23 protein-coding genes are annotated in these 22,839 nt (G+C 66.4%); 13 read left to right on the top strand and 10 right to left on the bottom strand.

Annotation, left to right across the window (positions count from 1 at the left end; translation table 11 throughout):
• The first annotated feature begins 13 nt into the window (after positions 1 to 13).
• From BSE24067_RS20760 to BSE24067_RS20735, 6 genes are all read left to right on the top strand, one after another.
• Positions 14 to 1,480: an aldehyde dehydrogenase family protein gene (locus tag BSE24067_RS20760; protein ID WP_151063810.1), complete on the top strand. Its 1,467-nt coding sequence runs from the start codon at positions 14 to 16 to the stop codon at positions 1,478 to 1,480.
• Between the two features lie 7 nt (positions 1,481 to 1,487).
• Entirely contained in the window at positions 1,488 to 2,555 is a 1,068-nt protein-coding gene (locus BSE24067_RS20755; protein ID WP_151063811.1) for a maleylacetate reductase, read from the top strand.
• A 28-nt stretch (positions 2,556 to 2,583) separates the two neighbouring features.
• Positions 2,584 to 3,456 carry an intradiol ring-cleavage dioxygenase gene (locus tag BSE24067_RS20750; protein ID WP_151063812.1) on the top strand — a complete coding sequence of 291 codons (873 nt, stop codon included), beginning with the start codon at positions 2,584 to 2,586 and terminating at the stop codon, positions 3,454 to 3,456.
• A 5-nt stretch (positions 3,457 to 3,461) separates the two neighbouring features.
• Positions 3,462 to 3,773 carry a YciI family protein gene (locus BSE24067_RS20745; RefSeq protein WP_151063813.1) on the top strand — a complete coding sequence of 104 codons (312 nt, stop codon included), beginning with the start codon at positions 3,462 to 3,464 and terminating at the stop codon, positions 3,771 to 3,773.
• A 2-nt stretch (positions 3,774 to 3,775) separates the two neighbouring features.
• Positions 3,776 to 4,111 (top strand): Rieske (2Fe-2S) protein, encoded by a 336-nt coding sequence (locus BSE24067_RS20740; protein WP_151063814.1) that lies wholly within the window; start codon positions 3,776 to 3,778, stop codon positions 4,109 to 4,111.
• Between the two features lie 222 nt (positions 4,112 to 4,333).
• Complete coding sequence (locus BSE24067_RS20735) at positions 4,334 to 5,422, top strand: porin (RefSeq protein WP_151063815.1); 1,089 nt, start codon at positions 4,334 to 4,336, stop codon at positions 5,420 to 5,422.
• 45 nt (positions 5,423 to 5,467) lie between these two features.
• Here the strand turns inward: BSE24067_RS20735 and BSE24067_RS20730 are convergent, their stop codons facing one another.
• Positions 5,468 to 6,124 (bottom strand): glutathione S-transferase family protein, encoded by a 657-nt coding sequence (locus BSE24067_RS20730; protein WP_151063816.1) that lies wholly within the window; start codon positions 6,122 to 6,124, stop codon positions 5,468 to 5,470.
• A gap of 120 nt (positions 6,125 to 6,244) precedes the next feature.
• On the opposite strand from BSE24067_RS20730, the gene BSE24067_RS20725 reads away from it, so the two are divergent.
• Together BSE24067_RS20725 and BSE24067_RS20720 are read left to right on the top strand one after the other, a co-directional pair.
• Positions 6,245 to 7,060, top strand: a complete 816-nt coding sequence (locus tag BSE24067_RS20725) for an AraC family transcriptional regulator (RefSeq protein WP_151063817.1) — start codon at positions 6,245 to 6,247, stop codon at positions 7,058 to 7,060.
• Between the two features lie 124 nt (positions 7,061 to 7,184).
• On the top strand, positions 7,185 to 7,994 hold the full coding sequence (locus BSE24067_RS20720) for a hypothetical protein (RefSeq protein ID WP_151063871.1): 810 nt from the start codon (positions 7,185 to 7,187) through the stop codon (positions 7,992 to 7,994).
• A gap of 102 nt (positions 7,995 to 8,096) precedes the next feature.
• Here the strand turns inward: BSE24067_RS20720 and glmS are convergent, their stop codons facing one another.
• Positions 8,097 to 9,926, bottom strand: a complete 1,830-nt coding sequence (gene glmS, locus BSE24067_RS20715; protein WP_151063818.1) for a glutamine--fructose-6-phosphate transaminase (isomerizing) — start codon at positions 9,924 to 9,926, stop codon at positions 8,097 to 8,099.
• Positions 9,927 to 10,082: 156 nt separating this feature from the next.
• Between glmS and BSE24067_RS20710 the strand changes: the two genes are divergently transcribed.
• Positions 10,083 to 10,577 carry an Lrp/AsnC family transcriptional regulator gene (locus BSE24067_RS20710; protein WP_151063819.1) on the top strand — a complete coding sequence of 165 codons (495 nt, stop codon included), beginning with the start codon at positions 10,083 to 10,085 and terminating at the stop codon, positions 10,575 to 10,577.
• 50 nt (positions 10,578 to 10,627) lie between these two features.
• Here BSE24067_RS20710 and BSE24067_RS20705 read toward each other — a convergent pair whose 3' ends face one another.
• Positions 10,628 to 11,179, bottom strand: a complete 552-nt coding sequence (locus tag BSE24067_RS20705) for a methylated-DNA--[protein]-cysteine S-methyltransferase (protein ID WP_151063820.1) — start codon at positions 11,177 to 11,179, stop codon at positions 10,628 to 10,630.
• Entirely contained in the window at positions 11,176 to 12,657 is a 1,482-nt protein-coding gene (locus tag BSE24067_RS20700; RefSeq protein WP_151063821.1) for a bifunctional transcriptional activator/DNA repair enzyme AdaA, read from the bottom strand. The genes BSE24067_RS20705 and BSE24067_RS20700 overlap by 4 nt, the downstream gene beginning before the upstream one ends.
• Before the next feature lie 342 nt (positions 12,658 to 12,999).
• Here BSE24067_RS20700 and BSE24067_RS20695 point away from each other — a divergent pair, with 342 nt between their 5' ends.
• Positions 13,000 to 14,292, top strand: a complete 1,293-nt coding sequence (locus BSE24067_RS20695; protein WP_151063822.1) for an MFS transporter — start codon at positions 13,000 to 13,002, stop codon at positions 14,290 to 14,292.
• A 106-nt stretch (positions 14,293 to 14,398) separates the two neighbouring features.
• Here BSE24067_RS20695 and BSE24067_RS20690 read toward each other — a convergent pair whose 3' ends face one another.
• Positions 14,399 to 15,502 (bottom strand): LacI family DNA-binding transcriptional regulator, encoded by a 1,104-nt coding sequence (locus BSE24067_RS20690; protein ID WP_151063823.1) that lies wholly within the window; start codon positions 15,500 to 15,502, stop codon positions 14,399 to 14,401.
• A gap of 97 nt (positions 15,503 to 15,599) precedes the next feature.
• On the opposite strand from BSE24067_RS20690, the gene BSE24067_RS20685 reads away from it, so the two are divergent.
• Complete coding sequence (locus BSE24067_RS20685) at positions 15,600 to 16,436, top strand: NAD-dependent epimerase/dehydratase family protein (protein WP_151063824.1); 837 nt, start codon at positions 15,600 to 15,602, stop codon at positions 16,434 to 16,436.
• 28 nt (positions 16,437 to 16,464) lie between these two features.
• Here the strand turns inward: BSE24067_RS20685 and BSE24067_RS20680 are convergent, their stop codons facing one another.
• Complete coding sequence (locus BSE24067_RS20680) at positions 16,465 to 16,785, bottom strand: DUF1330 domain-containing protein (RefSeq protein WP_151063825.1); 321 nt, start codon at positions 16,783 to 16,785, stop codon at positions 16,465 to 16,467.
• Between the two features lie 175 nt (positions 16,786 to 16,960).
• Positions 16,961 to 17,434 carry a MerR family transcriptional regulator gene (locus tag BSE24067_RS20675; RefSeq protein WP_151063826.1) on the bottom strand — a complete coding sequence of 158 codons (474 nt, stop codon included), beginning with the start codon at positions 17,432 to 17,434 and terminating at the stop codon, positions 16,961 to 16,963.
• A gap of 79 nt (positions 17,435 to 17,513) precedes the next feature.
• Here BSE24067_RS20675 and BSE24067_RS20670 point away from each other — a divergent pair, with 79 nt between their 5' ends.
• The gene (locus tag BSE24067_RS20670) at positions 17,514 to 18,749 is read left to right on the top strand and encodes an NADH:flavin oxidoreductase/NADH oxidase family protein (protein WP_151063827.1); all 1,236 of its coding nucleotides are present in this window, start codon (positions 17,514 to 17,516) and stop codon (positions 18,747 to 18,749) included.
• A gap of 36 nt (positions 18,750 to 18,785) precedes the next feature.
• On the opposite strand, the gene BSE24067_RS20665 is transcribed toward BSE24067_RS20670, so the two are convergent.
• Both BSE24067_RS20665 and BSE24067_RS20660 read right to left on the bottom strand, forming a co-directional pair.
• Entirely contained in the window at positions 18,786 to 19,109 is a 324-nt protein-coding gene (locus tag BSE24067_RS20665) for a DNA-binding protein (RefSeq protein WP_151063828.1), read from the bottom strand.
• A gap of 238 nt (positions 19,110 to 19,347) precedes the next feature.
• The gene (locus tag BSE24067_RS20660) at positions 19,348 to 19,734 is read right to left on the bottom strand and encodes a hypothetical protein (protein ID WP_151063829.1); all 387 of its coding nucleotides are present in this window, start codon (positions 19,732 to 19,734) and stop codon (positions 19,348 to 19,350) included.
• Here BSE24067_RS20660 and BSE24067_RS20655 point away from each other — a divergent pair.
• Positions 19,733 to 20,365, top strand: a complete 633-nt coding sequence (locus BSE24067_RS20655; protein WP_151063830.1) for a LysE family translocator — start codon at positions 19,733 to 19,735, stop codon at positions 20,363 to 20,365. The two genes, BSE24067_RS20660 and BSE24067_RS20655, sit on opposite strands and share 2 nt — an antisense overlap.
• Before the next feature lie 63 nt (positions 20,366 to 20,428).
• On the opposite strand, the gene BSE24067_RS20650 is transcribed toward BSE24067_RS20655, so the two are convergent.
• Positions 20,429 to 22,057, bottom strand: coding sequence for an NADP-dependent glyceraldehyde-3-phosphate dehydrogenase (locus BSE24067_RS20650; RefSeq protein ID WP_151063831.1), 1,629 nt, complete (start codon positions 22,055 to 22,057; stop codon positions 20,429 to 20,431).
• Between the last annotated feature and the right edge of the window lie 782 nt (positions 22,058 to 22,839).

The following is a 22,839-nucleotide window of genomic DNA, read 5'->3' as shown; positions in this document are numbered from 1 at the left end:
TCGAGGACGATTCATGCAAACCCAACTCTTCATCGACGGGCGCTTCGTTGACGCCGTCGACTGCGGCACGATCGACGTGCTGAATCCGCACGACGGCTCGCTGATCACGAAGATCGCCGCCGCCACCGCGGCGGACGTGGACCTCGCGGTCGAAGCCGCGGCGCGTGCGTTTCCAAAATGGTCGGCGCTGCCGGCGGCCGAACGCGGCAGGCTGCTGCTGCGTCTCGCCGACGCGATCGAAACGAATGCCGAGGAACTCGCGCAGCTGGAATCGCTCGACACCGGCCACCCGATCCGCGATTCGCGCGCGCTCGACGTGCCGCGCACGGCCGCATGCTTCCGCTACTTCGGCGGGATGGCCGACAAGCTGCAAGGCTCGGTGATTCCCGTCGAAACCGGCTTCCTGAACTACGTGCAGCGCGCGCCGATCGGCGTCGTCGGCCAGATCGTGCCGTGGAATTTCCCGCTGATGTTCACCAGCTGGAAGATGGGCCCGGCGCTGGCGGCAGGCAACACGGTCGTGCTCAAGCCGTCGGAGATCACGCCGCTGTCGACGCTGCGCATCGTCGAACTGATGGCCGAGGTTGGGTTTCCCGCAGGTGTCGTCAATATCGTCGCTGGCTACGGGCATACGGCCGGCCAGCGGCTCGCCGAGCACCCCGGCGTCGGCAAGATCGCGTTCACCGGTTCGACCGCGACGGGCCGCCGGATCGTCGACGCCTCGCAGGGCAACCTGAAGCGCGTGCAGCTGGAACTGGGCGGCAAGGGCGCCAACATCGTGTTCGACGATGCGAACCTCGACGCCGCCGTCAACGGCGCCGCGTGGGCGATCTTCCACAACCAGGGGCAGGCGTGCATCGCCGGTTCGCGTCTCGTGCTGCATGAACGTATTGCGGACGAATTCCTCGAGCGCTTCGTGTCGCTGGCTTCGTCGATCCGCGTCGGCAATCCGCTGGACCCGGACACCGAGATGGGCCCGCTGACGTCGAAGCAGCACCTCGACCGCGTGCTGTCGTTCGTCGACGTCGCGCGCGAGCAGGGCGGCCGCGTGCTCGCGGGCGGCAGTGCGCCTCAGGATCCGGCGCTCGCCGATGGATATTACGTACGCCCGACCGTCATCGAAGCGAAAAGCGCGGCTGACCGCGTCGCGCAGGAGGAGGTGTTCGGCCCGTTCGTCACCGTGCTGCGCTTCGGCAGCGACGACGAAGCGCTGTCGATCGCCAACGCGACCGAATACGGGCTCGGCAGCGGTTTGTGGACCAACGATCTGTCCCGCGCGCACCGGATGGCGTCGAAGATCGACGCGGGCATGTGCTGGATCAACTGCTACAAGCGCGTGAACCCGGGCAGCCCGTTCGGCGGCATCGGCAAGTCGGGCTACGGCCGCGAGATGGGCTTCGAGGCAATGCACGACTACACGGAAGCGCGCTCGGTGTGGGTCAACGTCGACGGCAACGTGCCGCCGCACTTCAAGCGTTGAGGCCGAGATGGAGCGCTTCGTCTACCAGGGAACGCCTTCGCGCGTCGTGTTCGAATGGGGCGCGCTCGCACGGCTGCCGGACGAGCTGACCGCGCTCGGCGCGCGGCGGGCGCTGATCCTGTCGACACCCGAGCAGCGGCCGCTCGCCGAACGCGTCAGCGGCGTGCTCGGCGAGCGTGCGGCCGGCGTGTGCGCGCAGGCCGTGATGCACGTGCCAATCGAAGTCGCGCGTGCGGCGTGCGAAATGGCGGCCGAACTGGGCGCGGACTGCTGCATCGCGATCGGCGGCGGCTCGACGATCGGGCTCGGCAAGGCGATCGCGCTCGAATCGTCGCTGCCGATCCTTGCGGTGCCGACCACGTACGCGGGTTCGGAGATGACGCCGATCTACGGGCTCACCGAAGGCCGGTTGAAGCGCACCGGGCGCGATGCGCGCGTGCTGCCGCGTACGGTGCTCTACGACCCGTCGCTGACGCTGTCGCTGCCGCCGGGGATTTCGGCGGCGTCCGGCGTCAATGCGATCGCGCACGCGGTCGAGGCGCTCTACGCGGAAGATGCGAATCCGGTGATCAGCCTGATGGCAGAGGAGTCGATTCGTGCGCTCGGCGAGGCGTTGCCCGTGATCGTGCGCGCGCCCGACGACCGCGAGATGCGCAGTCGCGCGCTGTATGGCGCATGGCTCGCGGGCACGTGCCTCGGCGCGGTCGGCATGGCGCTGCACCACAAGCTCTGTCATACGCTCGGCGGCACCTTCAACCTGCCGCACGCGCAGACGCACGCGGCGATGTTGCCGCATACCGCGCACTACAACCATGCGGCGGCGCCCGACGCGCTGCGGCGTGTCGCGCGGGCGCTGGGCGGTAACGACGCGGCCGACGCCGGCCCGCTGTTGTTCGAACTGAACCGGCAACTCGGTTTGGCCGCGGCGCTTGCCGACCTCGGGATGCCCGAAGCAGGCCTCGACGAAGCCGCGGACCTCGCATGCCGCAATCCGTACGCGAACCCGCGCCCGGTCGAACGCGCACCGATCCGGGAATTGCTACAGCACGCGTGGGAAGGGCGCGAGCCGCGCTGAACGGCCGCCCGCATCAAAGGAGACGAACGTGACGAATGATGATCATGACGGCGATTCGCGGCTGACCGAGCAGGTCGTCGCCAGCTTCAACGGTACGCCGAACCCGCGCTTGCGCGTGCTGATGCAGAGCCTCGTGCGGCACCTGCATGCGTTCGTCCGGGAGACGGAGCTGACCGAGGCCGAGTGGATGGCCGCGATTCGCTTCCTGACCGAAACCGGGCAGATGTGCGACGACGTCGTGCGGCAGGAATTTATCCTGCTGTCGGACACGCTCGGCGTGTCGATGCTGGTCGATGCGATCAACCATCGCTTTGCGACCGGCGCGACGGAAACGACGGTGTTCGGCCCGTTCTACATCGAAGGCATGCCCGAGCGCGCGTATGGCGAGAACATGGCATTCACGCCCGGCACGCCGGCGGTCGTGCATGGCCGCGTGCTGACCACCGACGGTGCGCCGGTGCCGGACGCGGTGCTCGACGTGTGGCAGACCGCCGACAACGGCATGTATTCCGGACAGGACAAGGAACAACCGCACGCCAATCTGCGCGGCCGCTACCGGACCGATGCGGAAGGACGTTACGCGATCACGACGATTCTGCCGGTCAGCTATCCGATTCCGACCGACGGCCCGGTCGGCAAGATGCTCGACGTGACCGGACGGCATCCATGGCGGCCCGCGCATCTGCATTTCATGATCGACGCGCCGGGCCATCGCAAGCTCGTCACGCATTTGTTCGACGAGGAAGACGAATACCTGCAATCCGATGCCGTGTTCGGCGTGAAGCCGTCGCTGATGGTCGCCTATCGTCCGCGCGAGGCGGGCGATGAACTCGCGCGCCGGTTCGGGCTGAGCGGTGCGTACCGCGAAGCGACGTACGACTTCGTGCTCGACCGGAGCTGACCGACATGGCTCGATTCTTTGCGGTGTTCGCGACGGACCAGCCGGGGATGCGGGAAGTGCGCGAACGCGTGCGGTCCACGCATCGCAGCTATCTGCGCTCGGCGGCTCAGCATGGCGTGTACGTGCGGCTCGGCGGCCCGACGCTCGATCCGCAGGGCGACGCGATGAACGGCACGCTGCTCGTGATCGAGGCGGATGACATCGATGCGGTGATGCAGTTCGTCGGCAACGATCCGTATGTGAAGGAAGGGCTGTTTTCGCGGGTCGAGGTGCGTCCGTGGGACTGGAGCCTCGGGAATCCCGAGCGGAGAGTGTGAGCATGAGCGCGACGCAACTCTGCCGCTTCTCCGATGTGCCCGACGGCGGCGCACGAGTCGTCGACGAAGCGTGCGTCGGCCGGCCGGTGATCGTCGTGCGGCGCGGACAGCAGGTGTGGGCGTATGTGAACCGCTGCCCGCATTTCTCGGTTCCGCTCGATTTCGTGCCGGGCAACGTTTCCTGCTATCGGTCGCAGGTGCTGATGTGTGCACATCACAGCGCGCTGTTCCGGTTCGACGATGGCGTGTGTATCGACGGGCCGTGTTCGGGTGCAGGACTGGAAGCAGTGGCAGTCGAAGTGGATTCGGCGGCGTGGGTGGTTTGTCGAAGCGATTGAACCGGCCGATCGCGTAGTCGCGTCGGCTCGATGAAATCGGCGATTAACCGCTCGCCGGGATTTTCGCCGTGCCATTGAGTCAGTATTGCTAAGCAAATATCGATGTGCCGGCCTGAATCCGTGCTGATTCGGCCGGGGGAAGGTGTTGTTTCGAAAAAGTATCGGGCGAGTCTCCACGACGTAGCGGACGCTCGCTCAAATTTCAAAAAGTACGGAGACACGATGAAACTCAGGTTTGGCGTATTCGCGATGCTTGTCATCGCGCCGGGCGCGTATGCGCAAAGCAGCGTGACGCTGTTCGGTCTGATCGACAGCGGCATTTCGTATGTCAGCAACGAGGGCGGCGGGAAGAACGTCAAGTTCGACGACGGCATCTTTACGCCGAACCTGTTCGGCCTTCGTGGCACGGAGGATCTCGGCGGCGGCTATCGCGCGACGTTCATGCTCGTGAACCAGTTTTCGATGGCGAACGGCAGCATCGTCGGCACGGGCCTCTTCGCGCGCAACGCTTACGTGGGCATCGAGAGCGACCGGTTCGGCAGCGTCAGGCTCGGGAATCAGTACGACTTCATGGTCGATTCGCTGTTCGCGAAGGGGAACACTGTTGCGATGGACATCACCGGGCTGTACGGGTTCAGGAACGGGCCGTTTCAGCGGCTCGCGCTGCCGAACAACCCGACCGGCGCGTTCGACTGGGATCGTACGGCGGGCAGCAAGCCTGTTGCGAATGCCGTCAAATACAGTTCGCCGACGATTGCGGGGTTTTCCGGCGGCTTGATGTACGCATTCGGCGGCGTGGCCGGTTCCGTCGGTGCGAACAACACCGTGAGCGCCGGATTGAACTACGAAGCCGGCGCATTGGGTATCGGCGCGGCCTATACGAACGAGAAGTATGGTTCGACGCCGGGGACGCCATCGACCAGCGTGCGCAACTGGGGCGTCGGGATGCACTACGACTTCGGCGCGGTGATCGCGAAGGCGTTGCTGACTACCGTCCGCAATTCGTTCAACGACGCCGGCGTGTGGATGGCGGAAGCCGGCGGCGTCTGGCGCATCCGGCCGGACGTCTTTCTCGGCGCGAAGTACATGTACATGAAAGGCAACGAAGCCGTGAACGACAACCATGCGCATCAGGTCAGCGTCGCGCTGCAATATCTGTTGTCGAAGCGGACGATGGTGTATGTGTCCGCCGATTATCAACGCGCAAATCGCGGCGCGAACGCGCAGATCAACGGCGTGCTCGATCCGAACGGGGCGTCGAGTTCGGCTAGCCAGGCCGTCGCGCGGCTCGGCGTGCATACGATGTTCTGACGCGGCGGCGGGCAGACCGGGCATCCCGGGGCGCCCGCCAACGAACTACTTCGCCGCTGTTGCTTCTTTGGCTTTGTCCTGTTCGGCGGCCAGTGCCGCGTCTGCCGCCTGCGCGCGCTGGATCGCCGGGCGGGCAAGCACGCGGTCGATATACGCGCGAATGAGCGGTGTTTCGGGCACGAGCTTGAACATCGTCGTCCAGTTCAGCGCCGAGCCCCACAGCACATCGGCCGCCGTGAAGCGCTCGCCCAGCAGATAGGGCCCCTTCGCGAGTTGTGCGTCGATCGCATGGATGACTGCATCGAAGTCGCCATAGGGCGACGTCGAGTAAGCCGCGGGCGGGCGATTCATCGAACGATCGACGACGGCCGGCTCGAGGCAGGAACCGTAGAACGTCATCCAGCTCAGGTACGGTCCACGCAGCGCATCGTCCGGCGCCGGCGACAGGCCGGCTTCCGAGTACAGTTCCGCCGCGTACATGTAGACGGCCGCTTGTTCGGTCACGATCACGTCGCCGTGGCGCAGTGCGGGCACCTTGCCCATCGGATTGATCGCGAGGTAGTCGGCTTCGTGGTGTTTGCCGGCGGACAGGTCGAACGCGTGCAGTTCATAGTCGGCGCTCAGTTCCTCGAGCAGCATCCGCGCGCCGGCCGAGCGGCTGCGCGGGGAGTGGTACAGGGTCAGGTGACGGTCTTGCGGCATCGCGGGCTCCGGGGTGCGTTCGGGACAGGGTTTCCACTGTAGGACGGACGCCCGCCGTCGTCTTGGAAAAACCCGCTGTGGCGGTGCATCATCACGCAGTCACCCCAACGGTTCGTCACCATGACCGACTTGCGCAACGTGACCGACACGCCGAAAGGCGTCGTCGGCCCGAATGCCTTCAATCAGCGCTTCCGCCTGAATCGCTACTATCCGCGCGCCGAGCTGGCCGGCGTGCTCGACCACCACTGGATCGTCGAATGGGATCTGCGCGAGCAGCCGCCGTACGTGCAGCGCACGTTGCCGTATCCGTGCGTGAACCTCGTGTTCGATCGGCGGCAGACGGGAATCTTCGGTGTGGTGTCCGGCGCGTTCGAGACGACGCTGGCGGGCGCGGGGCGGGTGCTCGGGCTGCGGTTCCGGCCGGGCGCGTTTCGGGCGTTCTTCGGCAAGCCGGTGCATTGGATGACCGACAAGGTGCTGCCGGTGTCGACGCTGCTCGACCGTAGCGATGCCGAAGCCGAAGACGCCGTGCTCGGTGCGGAGGATGACGCCGGGATGGTGGCCGCCGCGGAGGCGCTGTTGATGCGCGTGCTGCCGCCGCCCGATCCGCAGGTCGAGCGCATTCATGCGATCTTGCAGATGCTGCAGCAGGATCTCGGGCTCACGCAGGTGCGTGATCTCGCCGAACGTGCGGGATTGAGCGAGCGCACGCTGCAGCAGCTTTTTTCGGACTATGTGGGCGTGACGCCGAAGTGGGTGATCTGTCGATATCGGCTGCATGAGGCCGCGGACAAGCTCGCGGCCGATGAGCCGATCGATCTCGCCGAGCTGGCTCAATCGTTGGGGTACTTCGATCAGGCGCATTTCACGCGCGATTTTCGGAAGCTGGTGGGGAAGGCGCCGGCCGAGTATCGGCGGGAGGATCGGCACGGGTGAGGGCGTGGAATCGTGGCGGGCGCCGGCGCGCCATCGGCGAATTTTGCACAGTGGATGCGTTGCCGATCGTTCCACCCTATAGTGCTCGTCGTTGACCGATCTACAAGAGAATCAGGAGTTCACCGTGTTGCACCGGAAATCCACGCTGCGTCGTCCGAAGTTCGTGTGCGCCGTCGCCCTGGCGGTAATGCTGGCGTCGTTCGCCGCGCATGCTCAGCAGGCTGGCGACGGCACGACGCACGTCGCGCCCGCCGTCGATCACGACACGTCACCTGCTGGGCCGATCGTCGGCGACGATCCGGTTGCCATTCGGGATGCGCTGAAGAAGCAACACATCAGCGCCAGCACACCTTCGTTGAGTGCACGGGTTCGTGGGCTGGTTTCCGGCGCTACCGTACGGCATCGACCGAATCCCGAGTTGGCGGCCGTCGGTCTGGATCGTGACGTGACGTTCGTGGTGCCGGTGCGGTACGGCGTGAGGTACCAGGCGAAGCGGCAGCTGTTGACCGTCGACGTCGACCTGTTCGACGCCGAGCGCGACGACCGGACGGGCATCCTGCTCAGAAAGGTCACGACCGGGCCGCGCGGGAGAGGGCTCGTGATTGCGCCCGAAGCGAAGGCGAAGGGGTATATCCAGCAGATCGACATCATCGAGCTCGAGCCGGGGCAGGGGAAGAAGACTACCGTTCGGAGCAACGTGCGGGTTTCGCCGGCGGTGTATGCGCAAACGCATGGCGACTTCGCGCTCGTTTTTTCCGGGCGGTTGGTCAGCCCTTATCTGACGGAAGAAACCGAGCATGCCGATCCGAGTATTGAGGAACCGACGGATATCACGACTCGGATCTCTACGTTGCATATGGAGGTCGACGGGATCTCGCTGGTGAGTCCGTCGAGCGGGGTTGTGGTGGCGAGGAAGTTGCGGTTGTCGAAGTAGGGGTTTTATGGATTGGGGAGGTGGCTCATCGGCCGTGCGGCGGGACCGCGATTTTCGCGAAATTTTGCGTCTTGGTCCCACCTAATCGCTGTTCGAGCGCCCTCACTCCACCGTCACCGACTTGGCCAGATTTCTGGGATTGTCAATATCCGTCCCCCGAGCCAACGCAGCGTGATAAGCGAGCAACTGCATCGGCACGGTATGCAGAATCGGCGACAGCGGCCCATAGTACTCGTTGAGCCGAATCACCTCGATTCCATCGCCGGGCGCCAACCCACAGTCCACATCCGCGAACACAAAGAGCCTGCCGTTCCGCGCGCTGACCTCATGCATGTTCGACTTGAGCTTTTCCAGAAGCACATCATTCGGCGCCACCGCAATAACCGGCATTTCATTACTGACCAACGCCAGCGGCCCATGCTTCAACTCCCCGGCGGGATATGCCTCCGCGTGAATATAGGAAATCTCCTTCATCTTCAACGCGCCTTCGAGTGCGATCGGATAATGCATCCCGCGCCCGAGAAACAGCATGTTGTCGCGTCGCGCGAGCATCTCCGACCACCCCATGATCTGCGGCTCCAGCGCGAGCACCTTGGACATCGCATCGGGCAGATGCCGCAGCGCACGCAAATGCGCCTTCTCGTCGTCATCGCTCAACCGTCCGCGCATCTGCGCCAGTGACAACGTCAACAAGAACAACGCAACGAGCTGCGTCGTAAAAGCCTTCGTCGACGCCACCCCGATCTCGATCCCCGCCCGCGTGACGAACTGCAGCGCGCATTCGCGCATCAGCGCACTCGTCGCGACGTTGCAGATCGCCAGCGTATGCCGCATCCCGCGCTGCTTCGCCACATGCACCGCACCGAGCACGTCAGCCGTCTCTCCACTCTGCGACACCGCGACGACCAGCGTGCGCGGATTCGGCACGCTGTCGCGATACCGGAACTCGCTCGCGATCTCGACGCTCGCCGGCAGCTTCGCGATGCTCTCGATCCAGTACTTCGCGGTCAGCGCCGCGTGATAGCTGCCGCCGCATGCGAGCAACAACACCGAATCGACGTCGTTGAACACGCGCCACGCGCCGTCGCCGAACAGCTCCGGCATGATCGACGCGACATCGAGCAGCGTGTCGGCCACCGCCTGCGGCTGCTCGAAGATCTCCTTCTGCATGTAGTAGCGATACGACCCGAGATCGGCCGCACCGCTATGTGCGGCCACCCGCTGCACCGCGCGCTCGACACGCTGGCCGGCCGCATCGACGATCCAGTAGCGATGCAGCTGGATGTCCGCGACGTCGCCGTTCTCGAGGTACGCGATGCGATCGGTGATGCCCGACAGCGCGATCGCATCCGATGCAAGGAAGTTCTCACCCTCGCCGACACCGACGACGAGCGGCATCCCGTCGCGCGCGCCGACGATCCGGTGCGGCTCGTCGCGGCACATCACCGCGATCGCGTAGCTGCCGCGCAATCGCGCGACCGCGCGGCGCACCGCGTCGAACAGGTCGCCGTCGTACAGATGGTCGATCAGGTGCGCGATCGCCTCGCTGTCGGTCTGGCTCGCAAACACGTAGCCGTGCGCCTGCAACTCTGCGCGCAATTGGTCGCAGTTCTCGATGATCCCGTTGTGCGACAGCGCGATGCGCGCGTTGTCGTCGCTCGGCGAGAAGTGCGGGTGCGCATTGAGCGTGACGGGCGCGCCGTGCGTCGCCCAGCGCGTATGCGCGATGCCGGTGTAGCCCGACAATCCGTGCTCGGCGATCTCGCGCTGCAGATTGGCGACGCGGTCGACGCTGCGCGCGCGTGCGAGCGCACGGTCACGATAGACCACCACGCCGCACGAGTCGTAGCCGCGGTATTCGAGCCGCTTCAGCCCGTCGACGAGGTTCGGCAGGATGTCCCGCTGGGCAACCGCTCCGACAATTCCACACATATCGCGCTCCGTAAAGGTCGTGTCCGAATCCGTGACAGCGATGGTAGAAGCGCGTGAATGGAATTAAATTTCAAAATATAGCGATAAATGAAACGGCGAAGCGATCGGCTATCATTTTGAAATTAAATTTCACGCATTGACCGGAAGGAGGCGCCGATGGCCGGCATTACCCTCGACGATCTCGACCTGCGCATTCTCGCGATCCTGCAGGACGACGCATCGGTGTCGAACCTGCAACTTGCCGAACGGGCGCTGTCGTCACCGCCGACCTGCATGCGCCGCGTGCGTCGGCTGACGGAAGCGGGCGTGATCCGCCGCCAGATCGCAGTGCTCGATCCGGTCGCGATCGGCACGGCCGTCACGGCGTTGATCGAGATCAGCCTCGATCGTCAGACGGCCGAAGACTACGACGCATTCGAAGCCTACGTGTGCACGGAGCCGTCGGTCACGCAGTGCTACCGCGTATCGCCGGGGCCGGATTTCGTGGTGGTGGCCGATCTGGCCGACGTCGCCGAATACGATGAATTCGCGCGGCGGCTGTTCACCGGCGCGTCGAACGTGCGCAACGTGCGGACGTTCTTCTCGACGCATCGCGCGAAATTCGACGCGAACGCGCGGGTCGCGCATGCGATGCGCAAGCGCGGCAGCTAGGCCGAACGACGCGCGCCGAACGGGCAAGCACGCGCGCGACATCAGACCCATCAGAAGGCAAGCGTCTGCTGCACCGGCTGACGTTCGCCACGCACGAATCCCGCGCCTTCGAGCGACAACAACGCGCGTTTCCGTTCGATGCCGCCCGCATACCCGGTCAAGCTGCCCGACGCGCCGATCACACGATGGCACGGCACCATGATCGACACCGGATTGCGGCCGACCGCGCCGCCGACGGCGCGCGCGGCGCTCATCGGCAGCCCGACGCGGGCGGTGATGTCGCCATACGACACGAGCTCGCCGAACGGAATCGCGAGCAGTTGCGCCCACACGCTGCGCTGAAACGGGGTGCCGCGCAGGTGAATCGGCACGGTGAATCGTTCACGCGCGCCCGTGAAATATTCGGCGACCTCGTCGGCGACCTTGCGCACGAGCGGCGATGCGTCGTGCACCTCAGCATCCGCGTCCGCATTCGCGTCCGGCGCGATCGCGAGCGGCGGGTAGTACTTCTGACCGACGAAGAACAGGCCCGTTAACGCATCGTCCTCGATGCGGATGGCGATGTCGCCGAGCGGGCTCGGAATCAGATGAGCGCGAGTCATCGCAACACTTCTCCATGAAGACGCCACACATGCAGTGCGGCATACGCGCGCCACGGCGCCCACCGTGCCGCGTGCGGCGCGGACGATGCGATGCGCGCGTTCTCGGCGTTGGCGGCGCGTCGGGCGAACCACGCGTCGTCGGCGGGAAACGCGTTCGGCCACGCCATCGCGCGCATCGCGACGTACTGCACCTCGCGCTCGTCGAAACCGGGCAGCGCGCGGAGCGCGGCGAGCGTCGCATCGAGCGGCGCCATCGGTTCGAGCGCGAGCGTGCCGTCGGCTACTGCGCGTGCGAGCGACACGATTGCGTGCGCCGCGTCGCGCGCGACGCCGACCGCTTCCAGCGCCGCCGGCGGCACACCCGCCAGCGTGTCGGCGGATGGCAGCGCATGCGTGAGTCCGCGCGGCCCGTGGTCTGCAGGCACCGGCGTCCCGAAGCGTTCGGCAATACGTGCGAGCACGGCAGCCGCTGGCGTCGCCGCCAGATGTTCACCCGCGATCGCACGGATCGCGATCTCGAGCCCGTCGAACGCGCCGGGCACGCGCAGGCCCGGCAAGCCGCGCGCGAGTTCGCCGAGATGCGCATCGATCACGTCGGGGCGGCTGTCTAGATCGAACAGGCGCCGCACGCGCGCGAGCACCGCCGGCACGACGGGCGTCAACGCAGGCGACACGGTGACGGCGAGCGCGAACCGCTGCGGCACGTGCGTGACGGACAGCCATCCGGCCACATGCCCGTTGCGCTGTCCGTTCGGTAGCGCGACGGCGCGCGCATAGCCGTGCGCATCGACCCGCTCGACGCCATCGATCTGGCGCTGCGCGAGAAAGCGCATCAGCTCGGCCCACGCGAACGGCGGCCGATATGGCAGCGGGAACGTCATGTCGCCGCCGGCGGATGCGCCGGCGCCTTTGCGCAGGCGCAGCGGATTGAGGCCGTAGCGTTGCCGGAACAGGTCGTTGAAGCGCCGCACGCTGCCGAACCCGGCGGTCGATGCGACGACGGCCACCGGCAGCGAGGTATCGGTCAGCAGCCGTTTCGCCATCAATAGCCGGTGCGTCTGCGCGAACTCGACCGGCGACACGCCGAACTGCGCGGCGAAGATTCGTCGCAGGTGGCGCTCGGTCACGCCGACCCGCTGCGCAAGCGCGTCGACGCCGTGCTCGTTCAGGAAACCGTTCTCGATCAGCGTCGCGGCCGCGTCGGCGAGATTGCCCGACAGGTCGAGCAAGCCGTGGCCGGGCGCGAGCTCGGGCCGGCAGCGCAGGCACGGCCGGAAGCCGGCCTTCTCCGCGGCGGCGGCGGTCGGGTAATAGCTGCAGTTCCGTGCCTTCGGCGGCTTCACCGGACAAACCGGGCGGCAATACACGCCCGTCGTCGAAACGCCGACGAAGAACCAGCCGTCGAAGCGGCGGTTCCGCGAAAGCAGGGCGTCGTAGCAGGTGTCGGGATCGAGGCGCATGCGACGACTGTAAACCATCCGCGCGACCCATTCTGGCTGGAATCGGACATGTGTATCGGTACGCAGGCGCCCGTCATGGCCCCGCTTCGCGGCGGGAAAATCGATGGAAAAACGGTTAATGCCATTCTGCGAAACAGTCGTCTCTTTTTGCGCGAGCCTTTTTGAGATGACTCATCGAAATCCCGGACTGACAAGGCGCCGCCCGGCGTCCTATTCTCTGAAAAACGTTTTCCAGAACGCGACGGGCCGGCGGCCGCGCCATCCAACGGCGTGGTCGCCACCCGCGCCGGCGCCCGTCGCCGGTCACGAATACGCATCGACATGCGGCGCGACGGGCGCGACCGCGCATCGGAGACATTCATGCAATCTGCCGTCGTCGGCGCCGTCCGCGCGGCCGCGAGCCGCTACCGCTGGACCGTCTGTGCGCTGCTGTTCTTCGCGACCGTGATCAACTACATGGATCGCCAGATCCTCGGCCTGCTCGCGCCGATGCTTCAGCACGACATCGGCTGGAGCCAAGTGCAGTACGGCCGCATCGTGATGGCGTTTTCGGCGTTCTATGCGATCGGGCTGCTCGGCTTCGGACGCATCGTCGACTGGCTCGGCACGCGCATCTCGTATACGGTCGCGATGCTCGTGTGGAGCATCGCCGCGATGCTGCACGCGGCGGTCGGATCGGTGACGGGCTTCGCGGCCGTGCGCGCGCTGCTCGGCATCGGCGAGGGCGGCAACTTCCCGGCCGCGATCAAGACGACGGCGGAGTGGTTTCCGCGCCGCGAACGCGCGCTCGCAACCGGCATCTTCAATTCGGGCGCGAACATCGGCGCGGTGTTCGCACCGGCGATCATCCCCGCGATCGCGGTGGCGTACGGGTGGCGCGCGGCGTTCGTGATCGTCGGCGCGATCGGCATCGTGTGGCTCGCGGTGTGGCTGGTGATGTACCGCACGGCCGACACGCGCGCGCTCGCCGCGGAATACGACGAGCCGCGCGACGAAGCCGAAGCGCTCGACGCGGCGAACGCGGACGCCGGCGCGCCGCGCTGGAGCGAGCTGATCCGCAAGCGCGAGACGTGGGCGTTCCTGATCGGCAAGTTCCTGACCGATCCGGTGTGGTGGTTCTACCTGTTCTGGCTGCCGAAGTGGCTGAACGAGTCGCGCGGGATGGACATGCAGCATATCGGCCTGCCGCTCGTATGCATCTACGCGCTGACGACGGTCGGCAGCATCGGCGGCGGCTGGCTGTCGTCGGTGCTGCTGCGCGCCGGCTGGAGCGTGAACGGCGCGCGCAAGACGGCGATGCTGATCTGCGCATGCTGCGTGCTGCCGATCGCGTTCGTGTCGCAGGTGCAGAGCCTGTGGGTCGCGGTGCTGATCGTCGGCCTTGCCGCCGCGGCGCACCAGGGCTGGTCGGCGAATCTGTTCACGACGGCGTCCGACCTGTTCCCGCGCCGCGCGGTCGCGTCGGTGGTCGGGATCGGCGGGATGGCCGGCTCCATCGGCGGCGTGCTGTTCTCGGAAGTGATCGGCCAGGTGCTGCAACGCACGGGCCACTACTGGGTGCTGTTCGCGATCGGCGCGCTGGCCTATTTGCTCGCGCTCGCGGTCATGCACGCGCTCACGCCGAAGATGAAGCCTGCGAAGCTCGACGCGTGATCGCGTCGCGGCAGACGAACGCGCCGCCCGCTGGCGGCGCGTTTTTGTTTGAAGCGCCCGGACGCGGTGCTCGCCAGCCGGAAGGGCTCGACGCGCTTCGACCGGCTCAACCGGCCGCGGCCGTCGATGCACGCATGATCAACCGCGGCTCGAACGTCGAGTAGCTCGCATCGGTGCGTCCGGCGAGCGCGTCGATCAGCTTCTGCATCGCGAGCTCGCCCATGTTCTCGCTCTGGATGTCGATGGTGGTGAGCGGCGGCGCCGCGTATTCGCCGTACGGCACGTTGTCGACGCCGGCAACGGACACGTCCTGCGGCAGCCTGAACCCGAGCGATGCGGCTTCCTTCATGAAGCCGAGCGCGATCAGGTCGTTGTAGCAGATCACGGCCTGCGGCCGCTGCGGTCCGAGCATCACGCGCGAGCATGCGCGCTCGCCGGCTTCGGCGGTCGGCGCGTGCGCGTCGTGCACGTCGAGCGTAAGCCCCGCTTCGGCGAGGCAGTCGCGCGCGCCCTGGATCCGTTCGTCGTTCACGCGTGCGGTGCCGAAGCCGAGGTACGCGATGCGGGTGTGGCCGAGATTGAGCAGGTGCCGCGCGAGCATGTAGGTGGCGAGCCTGTTGTCGATGCCGACGCTCGGAATCGGCAGGCCGGGGCTGCGCCGCAGCAGCACGAGCGGCTTGTGCAGGTCGAGCATCCAGCCGGCCTCGTCGTCGGGCATCCGCGTGCTGACGATCAGCCCGTCGACACGCTGCGCGAGCGCCTCGATCAGCGAGCGTTCGCGCGCCTGGTTCTCTTCGGTATCGACGAGCAGCAGCGTGTAGTCGTGCTGGAGCGCGACGCGGTTCGCGCCTTTGACGATGTTCGTGAAGTGCGGGTTGCTGATGTCGAGAATCACGACGCCGATGGTGCGCGTGCGCCCGGTGATCATCGAGCGCGCAAGCGGGTTCGAGCGGTAGCCGAGCCGCTCGATCGCTTCCTTGAGCCGCGCTTCGACGGTCGGCGAGAAGCGCTGCGTGCCGTTCACGTACTTGGATACCGTCGCGACCGACACGCCGGCTTCCGCGGCCACGTCGCGGATCGTCGGGGAAACTTTTTTCATCGGGAGGGTAACGTTTTCGTTCGATTGCGCCCGATTGTGGCAGAAAAAGCCGGCATCCGGCCAGCGGGCGATATCGGGAAAATGCGGATGGCCGCGAGCGGCTTCGGCCATTGACGGCCGGCTTTTGTCCCGCGTATAGTTGGAAAACGTTTTCCGATCTTCGCTATATTTTTGGTACATCCAGCCCAGTTTCAAGGAGACAGATTCGATGAACGCCACCTCCACCGGCGCACGCAAGCCGTTCAAACGCCTGCTGCTGACCGGCGCGGCCGGCAACCTCGGCCGCCAGCTGCGCGGCGCGCTGGCGAACTGGGCCGACATCGTGCGCGTGAGCGACATCGCCGCGCTGGGCGATGCGGCCACGCACGAAGAAACCCGTGTCGTCGATCTGGCCGACCGGCCGGCGGTGATGGACCTCGTCGACGGCGTCGACGCGATCGTCCACCTCGGGGGCATCTCGATCGATGCGCCGTTCGACGATCTCGTCGATGCGAACATCACCGGCACGTACAACCTGTACGAAGCCGCGCGCAAGCACGGCGTGAAGCGGGTCGTGTTCGCGAGTTCGAACCACGCGATCGGCTTCCATCCGGTCACGGAAGTGCTCGATGCGGACGCGCCGCTGCGTCCGGACAGCCTCTACGGCGTGACGAAATGCTTCGGCGAGTCGCTGTCGCGCTATTACTTCGACCGCTTCGGGATCGAAACGGTGTGCCTGCGGATCGGCTCGTCGTTCGAAGTCCCGAAGAACCCGCGCATGCTCGTGACGTACCTCAGCTATCGCGACTTCATCGAGCTCGTGCGCTGTTCGCTGCTGACGAACCGCGTCGGGCACGCGATCGTCTACGGCGCGTCGGACAACCCGGTGAAGTGGTGGGACAACACGAAGGTCGGCTTCCTCGGCTTCCGGCCGCAGGACAGCTCCGAGCAGTTCGCCGGGCTGTTCCCGGTGACGGCGCCGACCGCCGACTACGACGATCCGGCGCAGCGCTACCAGGGCGGCGGTTTCGTCGTCGGCGAGCCGATGGAGCGCAACGCGAAGTAAGCGCGGCGGCGGGCTCGCGCGCCGGCGCTCAGCGCAGGATGTCGGTCGCGTTGTGCCGCTCGCCGACACCGTCGATCAGGATCAGCGGGCCGCTCGCGTGCCGCGCGCGCAGCGGCTGGATCTGCTGGTACGCATCCGATTCGTACCATGCGCGCGCGGTCGCGAGATCCGGAAACGCGATCGCGATCAGGTCGCCGCGCCACACGCCTTCGCGCACGTCGGGCCGTGCGCCGTGAATGACGAAGTGGCCGTCGAACGGCGCGAGCGTGCCGTCGATGCGTTCCAGGTATTCGACGATGTCGTCGCACATTTCTACGTCGTGCAGGTGGGCGATCGCGTAGGCGGTCATGGCGGGCTCCAGCGTGTCGATGCAATGCGTTGATCGGTGAAGCCATGATCGGCGCGCCGGCGCCGCGCGTCGATTACCTGCGACGTAAGCAAATCCGCGCGGCCGCGCGCAAGGCCGGCCGCGCATCCGGAAGTCGATGAAGCAGCAGCGCTCGCGCATCGCACGCGCGACACGATCACGCGCGCTTGCGGACCGGCCTCAGCCGCGGGCGCGTCATGGGCTCGACCGCCGGCGCCACGTCGTCGGCTTCGTTGCCCAGCTTGTCGAGCATGCGCTGCGCGGCACCTGCGCAATCCTCGCCGGCGGGCTTGTTCGCGATTTCGTCGATCAGCACTTCGAGGTGTCGCCGGTTCTGCGCGAGCCGCTGTTCGAGCAGCAGGATTTCGTCGACCTTGTGCCGCAGCGCGGCCAGCAGTTCGTCGCGCGGCCACGCGCCGAGGTCCGGCGGTAGCACCGCGCGGATTTCGTCGAGCGCGAAGCCCGCGCGTTGCGCGCGATCGATGATCGCGAGCCGCGTCAGCGCTTCCGGCCCGTATTCGCGATAGCCGTTCGCCTGGCGGCGCGCCGGTTCGAGCAGGCCGCTCGCTTCGTAGAAGCGGATGCGCGACGCCGCGATGCCGCTGGCGCGTGCCAGCTCGCCGATCTTCATTTCGTGCTCCAGGGGGCTTGACCTTGAAGCTGACTTTAAAGTTATGGTTGGGCATCGTCAATCGAGGATGCCCACCACCATGAACCTGTTTGCGCCCCTCACTCTGCCCAACGGTGCGGTGATTCCGAACCGGCTCGCGAAGGCCGCGATGGAAGAGAACATGGCCGATGCGGATCACGCGCCGTCCGACGCGTTGCTGCGCCTGTACCAGGCGTGGGCCGACGGCGGGGCCGGGCTGATTCTGACCGGCAACGTGATGGTCGACGGCCGCGCGATGACGGGACCGAACGGCGTCGTGCTCGACAGCGACGCGCATCTCGGCCGCTTCCGGCGCTGGGCGCAGGTCGCGCGCTCCGGCGGCGCGCACGTATGGATGCAGATCAACCATCCGGGGCGGCAGATGCAGGCAGCGCTCGGCCAGCCGACGCTCGCGCCGTCGGCGGTGCCGCTCGCGCTCGGCGCGCTGTCGAAGCAGTTTCCGGTGCCGAAGGAGATGACCGAAGCCGACATCGCCGGCGTGCGGCAGCGCTTCGTGCGTGCCGCGCAGCTCGCGGAGCAAAGCGGCTTCACCGGCGTGCAGATCCACGCGGCGCACGGTTATCTGCTGAGCCAGTTTCTGTCGCCGCTGACGAACCGTCGGCAGGACGGGTGGGGCGGCGGCATCGAGCACCGCGCGCGTCTGCTGCTCGACATCGTGCGCGACGTGCGGGCGACGGTATCGCCGGCGTTCGCCGTGGCGGTGAAGCTGAATTCGGCCGATTTCCAGCGCGGGGGCTTCAGCGCGGACGATGCGAAGCGCGTCGTCGAGCTGCTGAATCCGCTCGGCGTCGACCTCGTCGAGCTGTCGGGCGGCAGCTACGAAGCACCGGCGATGCAGGGCGAGGCGCGCGACGGGCGCACGCTGGCCCGCGAAGCGTACTTCCTCGAGTTCGCGCGTGACATCACGGCCGTCGCGGCGATGCCGCTGATGGTCACGGGCGGAATCCGGCGCCGCGCGGTGGCCGAGCAGGTCGTCGCGAGCGGCGTCGCGATGGTCGGCATCGCGACCGCGCTGTCGATCTATCCGAACCTGCCGCGCGACTGGCGGGCCGGCAAGGACAGCGCGCCGGCGCTGCAGCCGATCCGCTGGAAGAACAAGACGCTGGGTTCGCTCGCGAACATGGCCGTCGTGAAGTTTCAGCTCGCGCGGTTGAGCGCCGGCCGGCGCACGCATCCGCGCGTGTCGCCGCTGCGCGCGCTGGTGTCGCAGCAGGTGGCCGCGAAGTGCCAGACGCGGCGTTACCGGAAGTGGATGGCGGGGCGGACGGCGGGCTGACGGTGAACGCGACGCGATGCGTGGCCTGATGCCGGCTCACACCGGATACGCATCGTCGACCTTCAGGTTCGCGAGCCGGAACAGCGTGCGCAGCGTCTGCGGATGAATGTCGCGGCGCGCGGCGAGCGACGTCAGCATGAAGTCGAGGACTTTCGCGTAGCGCAGCAGCACGAGGCAGCGCGCGAGGTCCGCGTTGCCGCCGCGCATGCCTTCCGCGTATTGAACCATCTGGGTCGACAGCGAGCGCGCCATCTCGAGTTCCATCTGCTGTTTTTCGGTCCATTCGGGCTGCGGCTGTTCGAGCAGTTTCGCGAGAAAGAGCTGGAACGACGTATCGGACGAGTTGGGCAGCGCATCCATGACGAGCCTCGTTGCTTGCGTGGGTCGTTCGGGCATCTCCGGTGGACGGATCCCGAGCCGGGTTCGTGGCCGCGCCGATCGGCGGCGCGGCAGTCACTGCAATGCGAATGCAGATTCCGTACCAGCGTCGGAACCAATTGTTGAGCAATGTTGACGCGGATCGCGGCAACGGCCACCGCGTCCCGCCGGGACTGGCTCGCACGGAAAATCGACGCGCGCATTCAAACGCCGCGCGCCGTCATGATCGGCCGCGCGGCAGACCGCGGACGATGAAATGCTTCAGCGATGTAACGTAACGCCGCGTCGAAACCGCGCGCGTGTTTCCGTTGCGGAACAGCCGGCGCGGCACCGCGCGCGAGGGCCGGCGGTGTCGCGTGCCTGTCCGCCGGGCGCCGGCTCGGTTCTGCATGGCAAGCGCCGCGGACATTGCCGCACGACGGAACGCCGCGATGCGTGTGCCGGATGTTTCATAACAGAGACGTTCGTGCTGGCCACGATTCGGATGCGTACGCAACGGACCGGCGTGCGCCGCTGAACTGGCCCAGCGAATACCCGGACAATTGTCCATGGGCAGCCGGGCGGGGATTGCGAACAATCGCGGCATCATCCCCGCGAGGTTCGACATGAGCGTCCACGCCTTCTTCTCGGCCAACCTGCTGCTGGCCTACACCGCTTACTTCATCGGCACGGCGAGCCCCGGCCCCAGCAACCTCGCGATCATGTCGGTCGCCGCGAACCATGGCCGCAAGGCCGCGCTCGCGTTCGCGCTGGGCGTGATCTCGGGTTCGATGTTCTGGGCGACGGTCGCCGCGCTCGGTGTGTCGGCGGCGCTGCTCGCATGGTCGAAGCTGCTGGTCGCGATCAAGCTGTTCGGCGGCGTGTACCTGCTGTGGCTCGCGTTCAAGTCGGGCCGCACCGCGTGGTCGGCTAGCGCGGCCGCCGCGCCGAAGGCCGCGGCCGAGCAACGACTGTCGCGCTTCTACGCGCGCGGCGCGATGCTGCATCTGACGAATCCGAAAGCAATCCTGGTGTGGGTGTCGATCGTCGCGCTGTCGTCGAACGGCGCGGGCGCGTCGCACGGGGCCGTCGTGCCGGGCTGCATCGCGATCGGATGCGCGGTGTTCGGTGGCTACGCGCTGGTGTTTTCGACGGAAGGCGCCCGCCGGCTGTACGTGCGCGGCCGGCGCGCGATGGAAGCGTGTCTGGCGGTGGTGTTCGGGCTCGCCGGCATCAGGCTGCTTGCGTCGAACGTATGAACGAACGATCCGCCGCGCGAACCTGCGGCGGATCGCCGATCGTATCGGCCGTGCGTCGGCGCTTCAGAAAATGAAGCCCGTGTTGATGAACTTCGAGTAGTGGTCCGACACGATCGAATCGAGCAACTGCTTGCTGCCTTCGGTCTGCTTCGCGGCGACCATCGACCGGATCGAGAACGCGCGCAGCGCATCCGTCACCGACAGCGTGCCTTCCGCCGAGTCCTTGCGCCCCGCGAACGGGAACACGTCGGGCCCGCGCTGACACTGGCAGTTGATGTTCACTCGGCACACCTGGTTCACGAGCGGATCGACGAGCGCGCCGATCTGCGCCGGGTCCGAACCGAAGATGCTGACCTGCTGGCCGTGCTCGGACGTCGTCACGTAGTCGAGCGCGGTTTCGACGTCGTCGAACGCCGCGACCGGAATGACCGGCCCGAACTGTTCCTCGCGGTACAGCTTCATCCCTTCGGTCACTGGATACACGATGGCCGGATAGAACAGTGTCTTGCTGAACTCGCCACCGTGATGATTGACGACCTGCGCGCCGCGCGCCTTCGCGTCGTCGATCGCTTCCGTCATGTACGCGGTGCGATGCATGCCCGGCAGCGGCGTGATGCTGACGCCCTTCTCCCACGGCATGCCGATCTTCAGCTGCTCGAGCGCGGCGGTGAAGCGCTTCAGGAACGCGTCGACGATCGAGCGGTGCACGAGCAGCATCTTCAGCGCGGTGCAGCGCTGGCCGTTGAACGACAGCGCGCCGAGCAGACACTCCTTCACGGTGAGGTCGAGATCGGCGTCGGGCAGCACGATCGCCGCGTTCTTCGCGTCGAGGCCGAGGATCGCGCGCAGCCGGTGCGACTTCGGATGCTGCTTCTTCAGATGATCGGCGACCTTGCTCGACCCGATCAGCGCGAGCACGTTGATCTTGCCCGACGCGAGCATGTGCGGCACGACCACCGCGCCCGGCGCGTAGATCGTGTTGATCACGCCTTTCGGGAACGCGTCGCGGAACGCTTCGAGCAGCGGCTCGAACAGCAGCGTGCCGTACTGCGGCGGCTTGAACACCACGGTATTGCCCATCAGCAGCGCGGGGATCAGCGTCGCGAACGTTTCGTTCAGCGGATAGTTGTACGGCCCCATGCACAGCACGACGCCGAGCGGCGTGCGGCGGATCTGGCCGATCGTGCCTTCGGCGATCACGAAGCGCGAGTTCGCGTTGTCGAGCTCCTTCAGCGCGTCGATCGTCTGCGTCATGTACGTGACGGTGCGGTCGAACTCCTTCTGCGAATCGGCGAGGCTCTTGCCGATCTCCCACATGATCAGGTTCACGACCAGCTCGCGCTGCGCGACCATCCGCTTGATGAAGTCCTGCATGCACGCGATGCGCTGCTCGACCTTCATCGTCGGCCATTCGCCGCGGCCCGAGTCGTACGCGCGCACCGCGGCATCGAGCGCCGCGTCGCTTTCCGTCTCGCCCATCACCGGATAGCTGCCGATCTCCATCTGCGCGACGCTGCCGTCCGGCTGGCGCACGCACACCGGCGACAGCACGGTCTTGGTCGCGCCGTCCCACGGGCGCAGCTCGCCGTCGACCAGCGACACGCGCTGGTGGATCGGCGCCGCGAGCCGGAACTCGGCGGGGATGTCTTGATAGGCGGGAAACAACTGCTGCAGGGAGGCGGAATCGGGCATGACGGTCTCGTTTGACGGGTGTCCGGGAAGGACGGGCGATGCGGAATCCTGAGCTGAACGTTCATCGATCCTGAATCGGCATGATGACGCGCGGACGCCGCCGCGTCACGCGACGGCGCTGGCCGAAACGGCGGATGGAACCAGTTCCATTAAAAAGGAACGCCGCGCCGATTGCAAGAATTGCCGAATGCGATCGCGCAGACCGTAAGGCATTCGTATGATTGTGTCCAAATGCCGGATATAAGCGGTTCGGTGCACGCGCAAACGTTTCACTTTGACCGGATTGCGCGGATAATGGCCGGGCGCGGTGAAGTAAAAAACGCCCCGGAACCTGAGAGATCACACGCAGTGAAGGAACAAGAGAAGGTCCGCCGCGCTGCCGATGCGAGGTCGGCTGCCCGGAGCGCCGGGTCGGGGTTCCCCGGCCCGGCGCGCACCGGACCCAGGAACGGTTCCCGTCTCCATCAGCGAGTCCGTCGCGATCCTCTTTCATCTTTTCGCCGTATCCCGACGCGGCTGCCGCTCTCGCGGTCATTGCGCGCGACGCTCGCCCCGTTTCTTTCTTTTCCATTACGAAATTCGCGTAACGACGCGCGAAACTGAAGGCTTTTCGTCAGGAATCCGCACTGTCGGCCGAATGTACGTTGCATGCAGGCGACATGTTGGAAATTGATTAATAACGCGAATCATTCTCGTTTATTATTCCGCTCCGTTACGAGCCGTGACAAGTCGTTACGGCTTTTTTGCGCCGGGCATGCCGGCCTGCGCGGCGGGGCGATCCT

This window comes from Burkholderia latens (genome assembly GCF_902499045.1).
GTDB classification, from domain to species: Bacteria; Pseudomonadota; Gammaproteobacteria; order Burkholderiales; family Burkholderiaceae; genus Burkholderia; species Burkholderia latens.
This window is presented reverse-complemented; position numbering and strand designations above follow the sequence as displayed.

What these genes read in the sequence shown, in the direction of transcription:
- glmS (WP_151063818.1), bottom strand. Translation starts at nt 9,926, where the DNA reads ATGTGTGGAATTGTCGGAGCGGTTGCCCAGCGGGACATCCTGCCGAAC.
- BSE24067_RS20690 (WP_151063823.1), bottom strand. Translation starts at nt 15,502, where the DNA reads ATGGCCGAAGCCGCTCGCGGCCATCCGCATTTTCCCGATATCGCCCGC.
- BSE24067_RS20745 (WP_151063813.1), top strand. Translation starts at nt 3,462, where the DNA reads ATGGCTCGATTCTTTGCGGTGTTCGCGACGGACCAGCCGGGGATGCGG.
- BSE24067_RS20735 (WP_151063815.1), top strand. Translation starts at nt 4,334, where the DNA reads ATGAAACTCAGGTTTGGCGTATTCGCGATGCTTGTCATCGCGCCGGGC.
- BSE24067_RS20665 (WP_151063828.1), bottom strand. Translation starts at nt 19,109, where the DNA reads ATGGATGCGCTGCCCAACTCGTCCGATACGTCGTTCCAGCTCTTTCTC.
- BSE24067_RS20670 (WP_151063827.1), top strand. Translation starts at nt 17,514, where the DNA reads ATGAACCTGTTTGCGCCCCTCACTCTGCCCAACGGTGCGGTGATTCCG.
- BSE24067_RS20740 (WP_151063814.1), top strand. Translation starts at nt 3,776, where the DNA reads ATGAGCGCGACGCAACTCTGCCGCTTCTCCGATGTGCCCGACGGCGGC.
- BSE24067_RS20725 (WP_151063817.1), top strand. Translation starts at nt 6,245, where the DNA reads ATGACCGACTTGCGCAACGTGACCGACACGCCGAAAGGCGTCGTCGGC.
- BSE24067_RS20695 (WP_151063822.1), top strand. Translation starts at nt 13,000, where the DNA reads ATGCAATCTGCCGTCGTCGGCGCCGTCCGCGCGGCCGCGAGCCGCTAC.
- BSE24067_RS20685 (WP_151063824.1), top strand. Translation starts at nt 15,600, where the DNA reads ATGAACGCCACCTCCACCGGCGCACGCAAGCCGTTCAAACGCCTGCTG.
- BSE24067_RS20755 (WP_151063811.1), top strand. Translation starts at nt 1,488, where the DNA reads ATGGAGCGCTTCGTCTACCAGGGAACGCCTTCGCGCGTCGTGTTCGAA.
- BSE24067_RS20730 (WP_151063816.1), bottom strand. Translation starts at nt 6,124, where the DNA reads ATGCCGCAAGACCGTCACCTGACCCTGTACCACTCCCCGCGCAGCCGC.
- BSE24067_RS20705 (WP_151063820.1), bottom strand. Translation starts at nt 11,179, where the DNA reads ATGACTCGCGCTCATCTGATTCCGAGCCCGCTCGGCGACATCGCCATC.
- BSE24067_RS20675 (WP_151063826.1), bottom strand. Translation starts at nt 17,434, where the DNA reads ATGAAGATCGGCGAGCTGGCACGCGCCAGCGGCATCGCGGCGTCGCGC.
- BSE24067_RS20680 (WP_151063825.1), bottom strand. Translation starts at nt 16,785, where the DNA reads ATGACCGCCTACGCGATCGCCCACCTGCACGACGTAGAAATGTGCGAC.
- BSE24067_RS20700 (WP_151063821.1), bottom strand. Translation starts at nt 12,657, where the DNA reads ATGGTTTACAGTCGTCGCATGCGCCTCGATCCCGACACCTGCTACGAC.
- BSE24067_RS20660 (WP_151063829.1), bottom strand. Translation starts at nt 19,734, where the DNA reads ATGTCGAACCTCGCGGGGATGATGCCGCGATTGTTCGCAATCCCCGCC.
- BSE24067_RS20650 (WP_151063831.1), bottom strand. Translation starts at nt 22,057, where the DNA reads ATGCCCGATTCCGCCTCCCTGCAGCAGTTGTTTCCCGCCTATCAAGAC.
- BSE24067_RS20760 (WP_151063810.1), top strand. Translation starts at nt 14, where the DNA reads ATGCAAACCCAACTCTTCATCGACGGGCGCTTCGTTGACGCCGTCGAC.
- BSE24067_RS20655 (WP_151063830.1), top strand. Translation starts at nt 19,733, where the DNA reads ATGAGCGTCCACGCCTTCTTCTCGGCCAACCTGCTGCTGGCCTACACC.
- BSE24067_RS20710 (WP_151063819.1), top strand. Translation starts at nt 10,083, where the DNA reads ATGGCCGGCATTACCCTCGACGATCTCGACCTGCGCATTCTCGCGATC.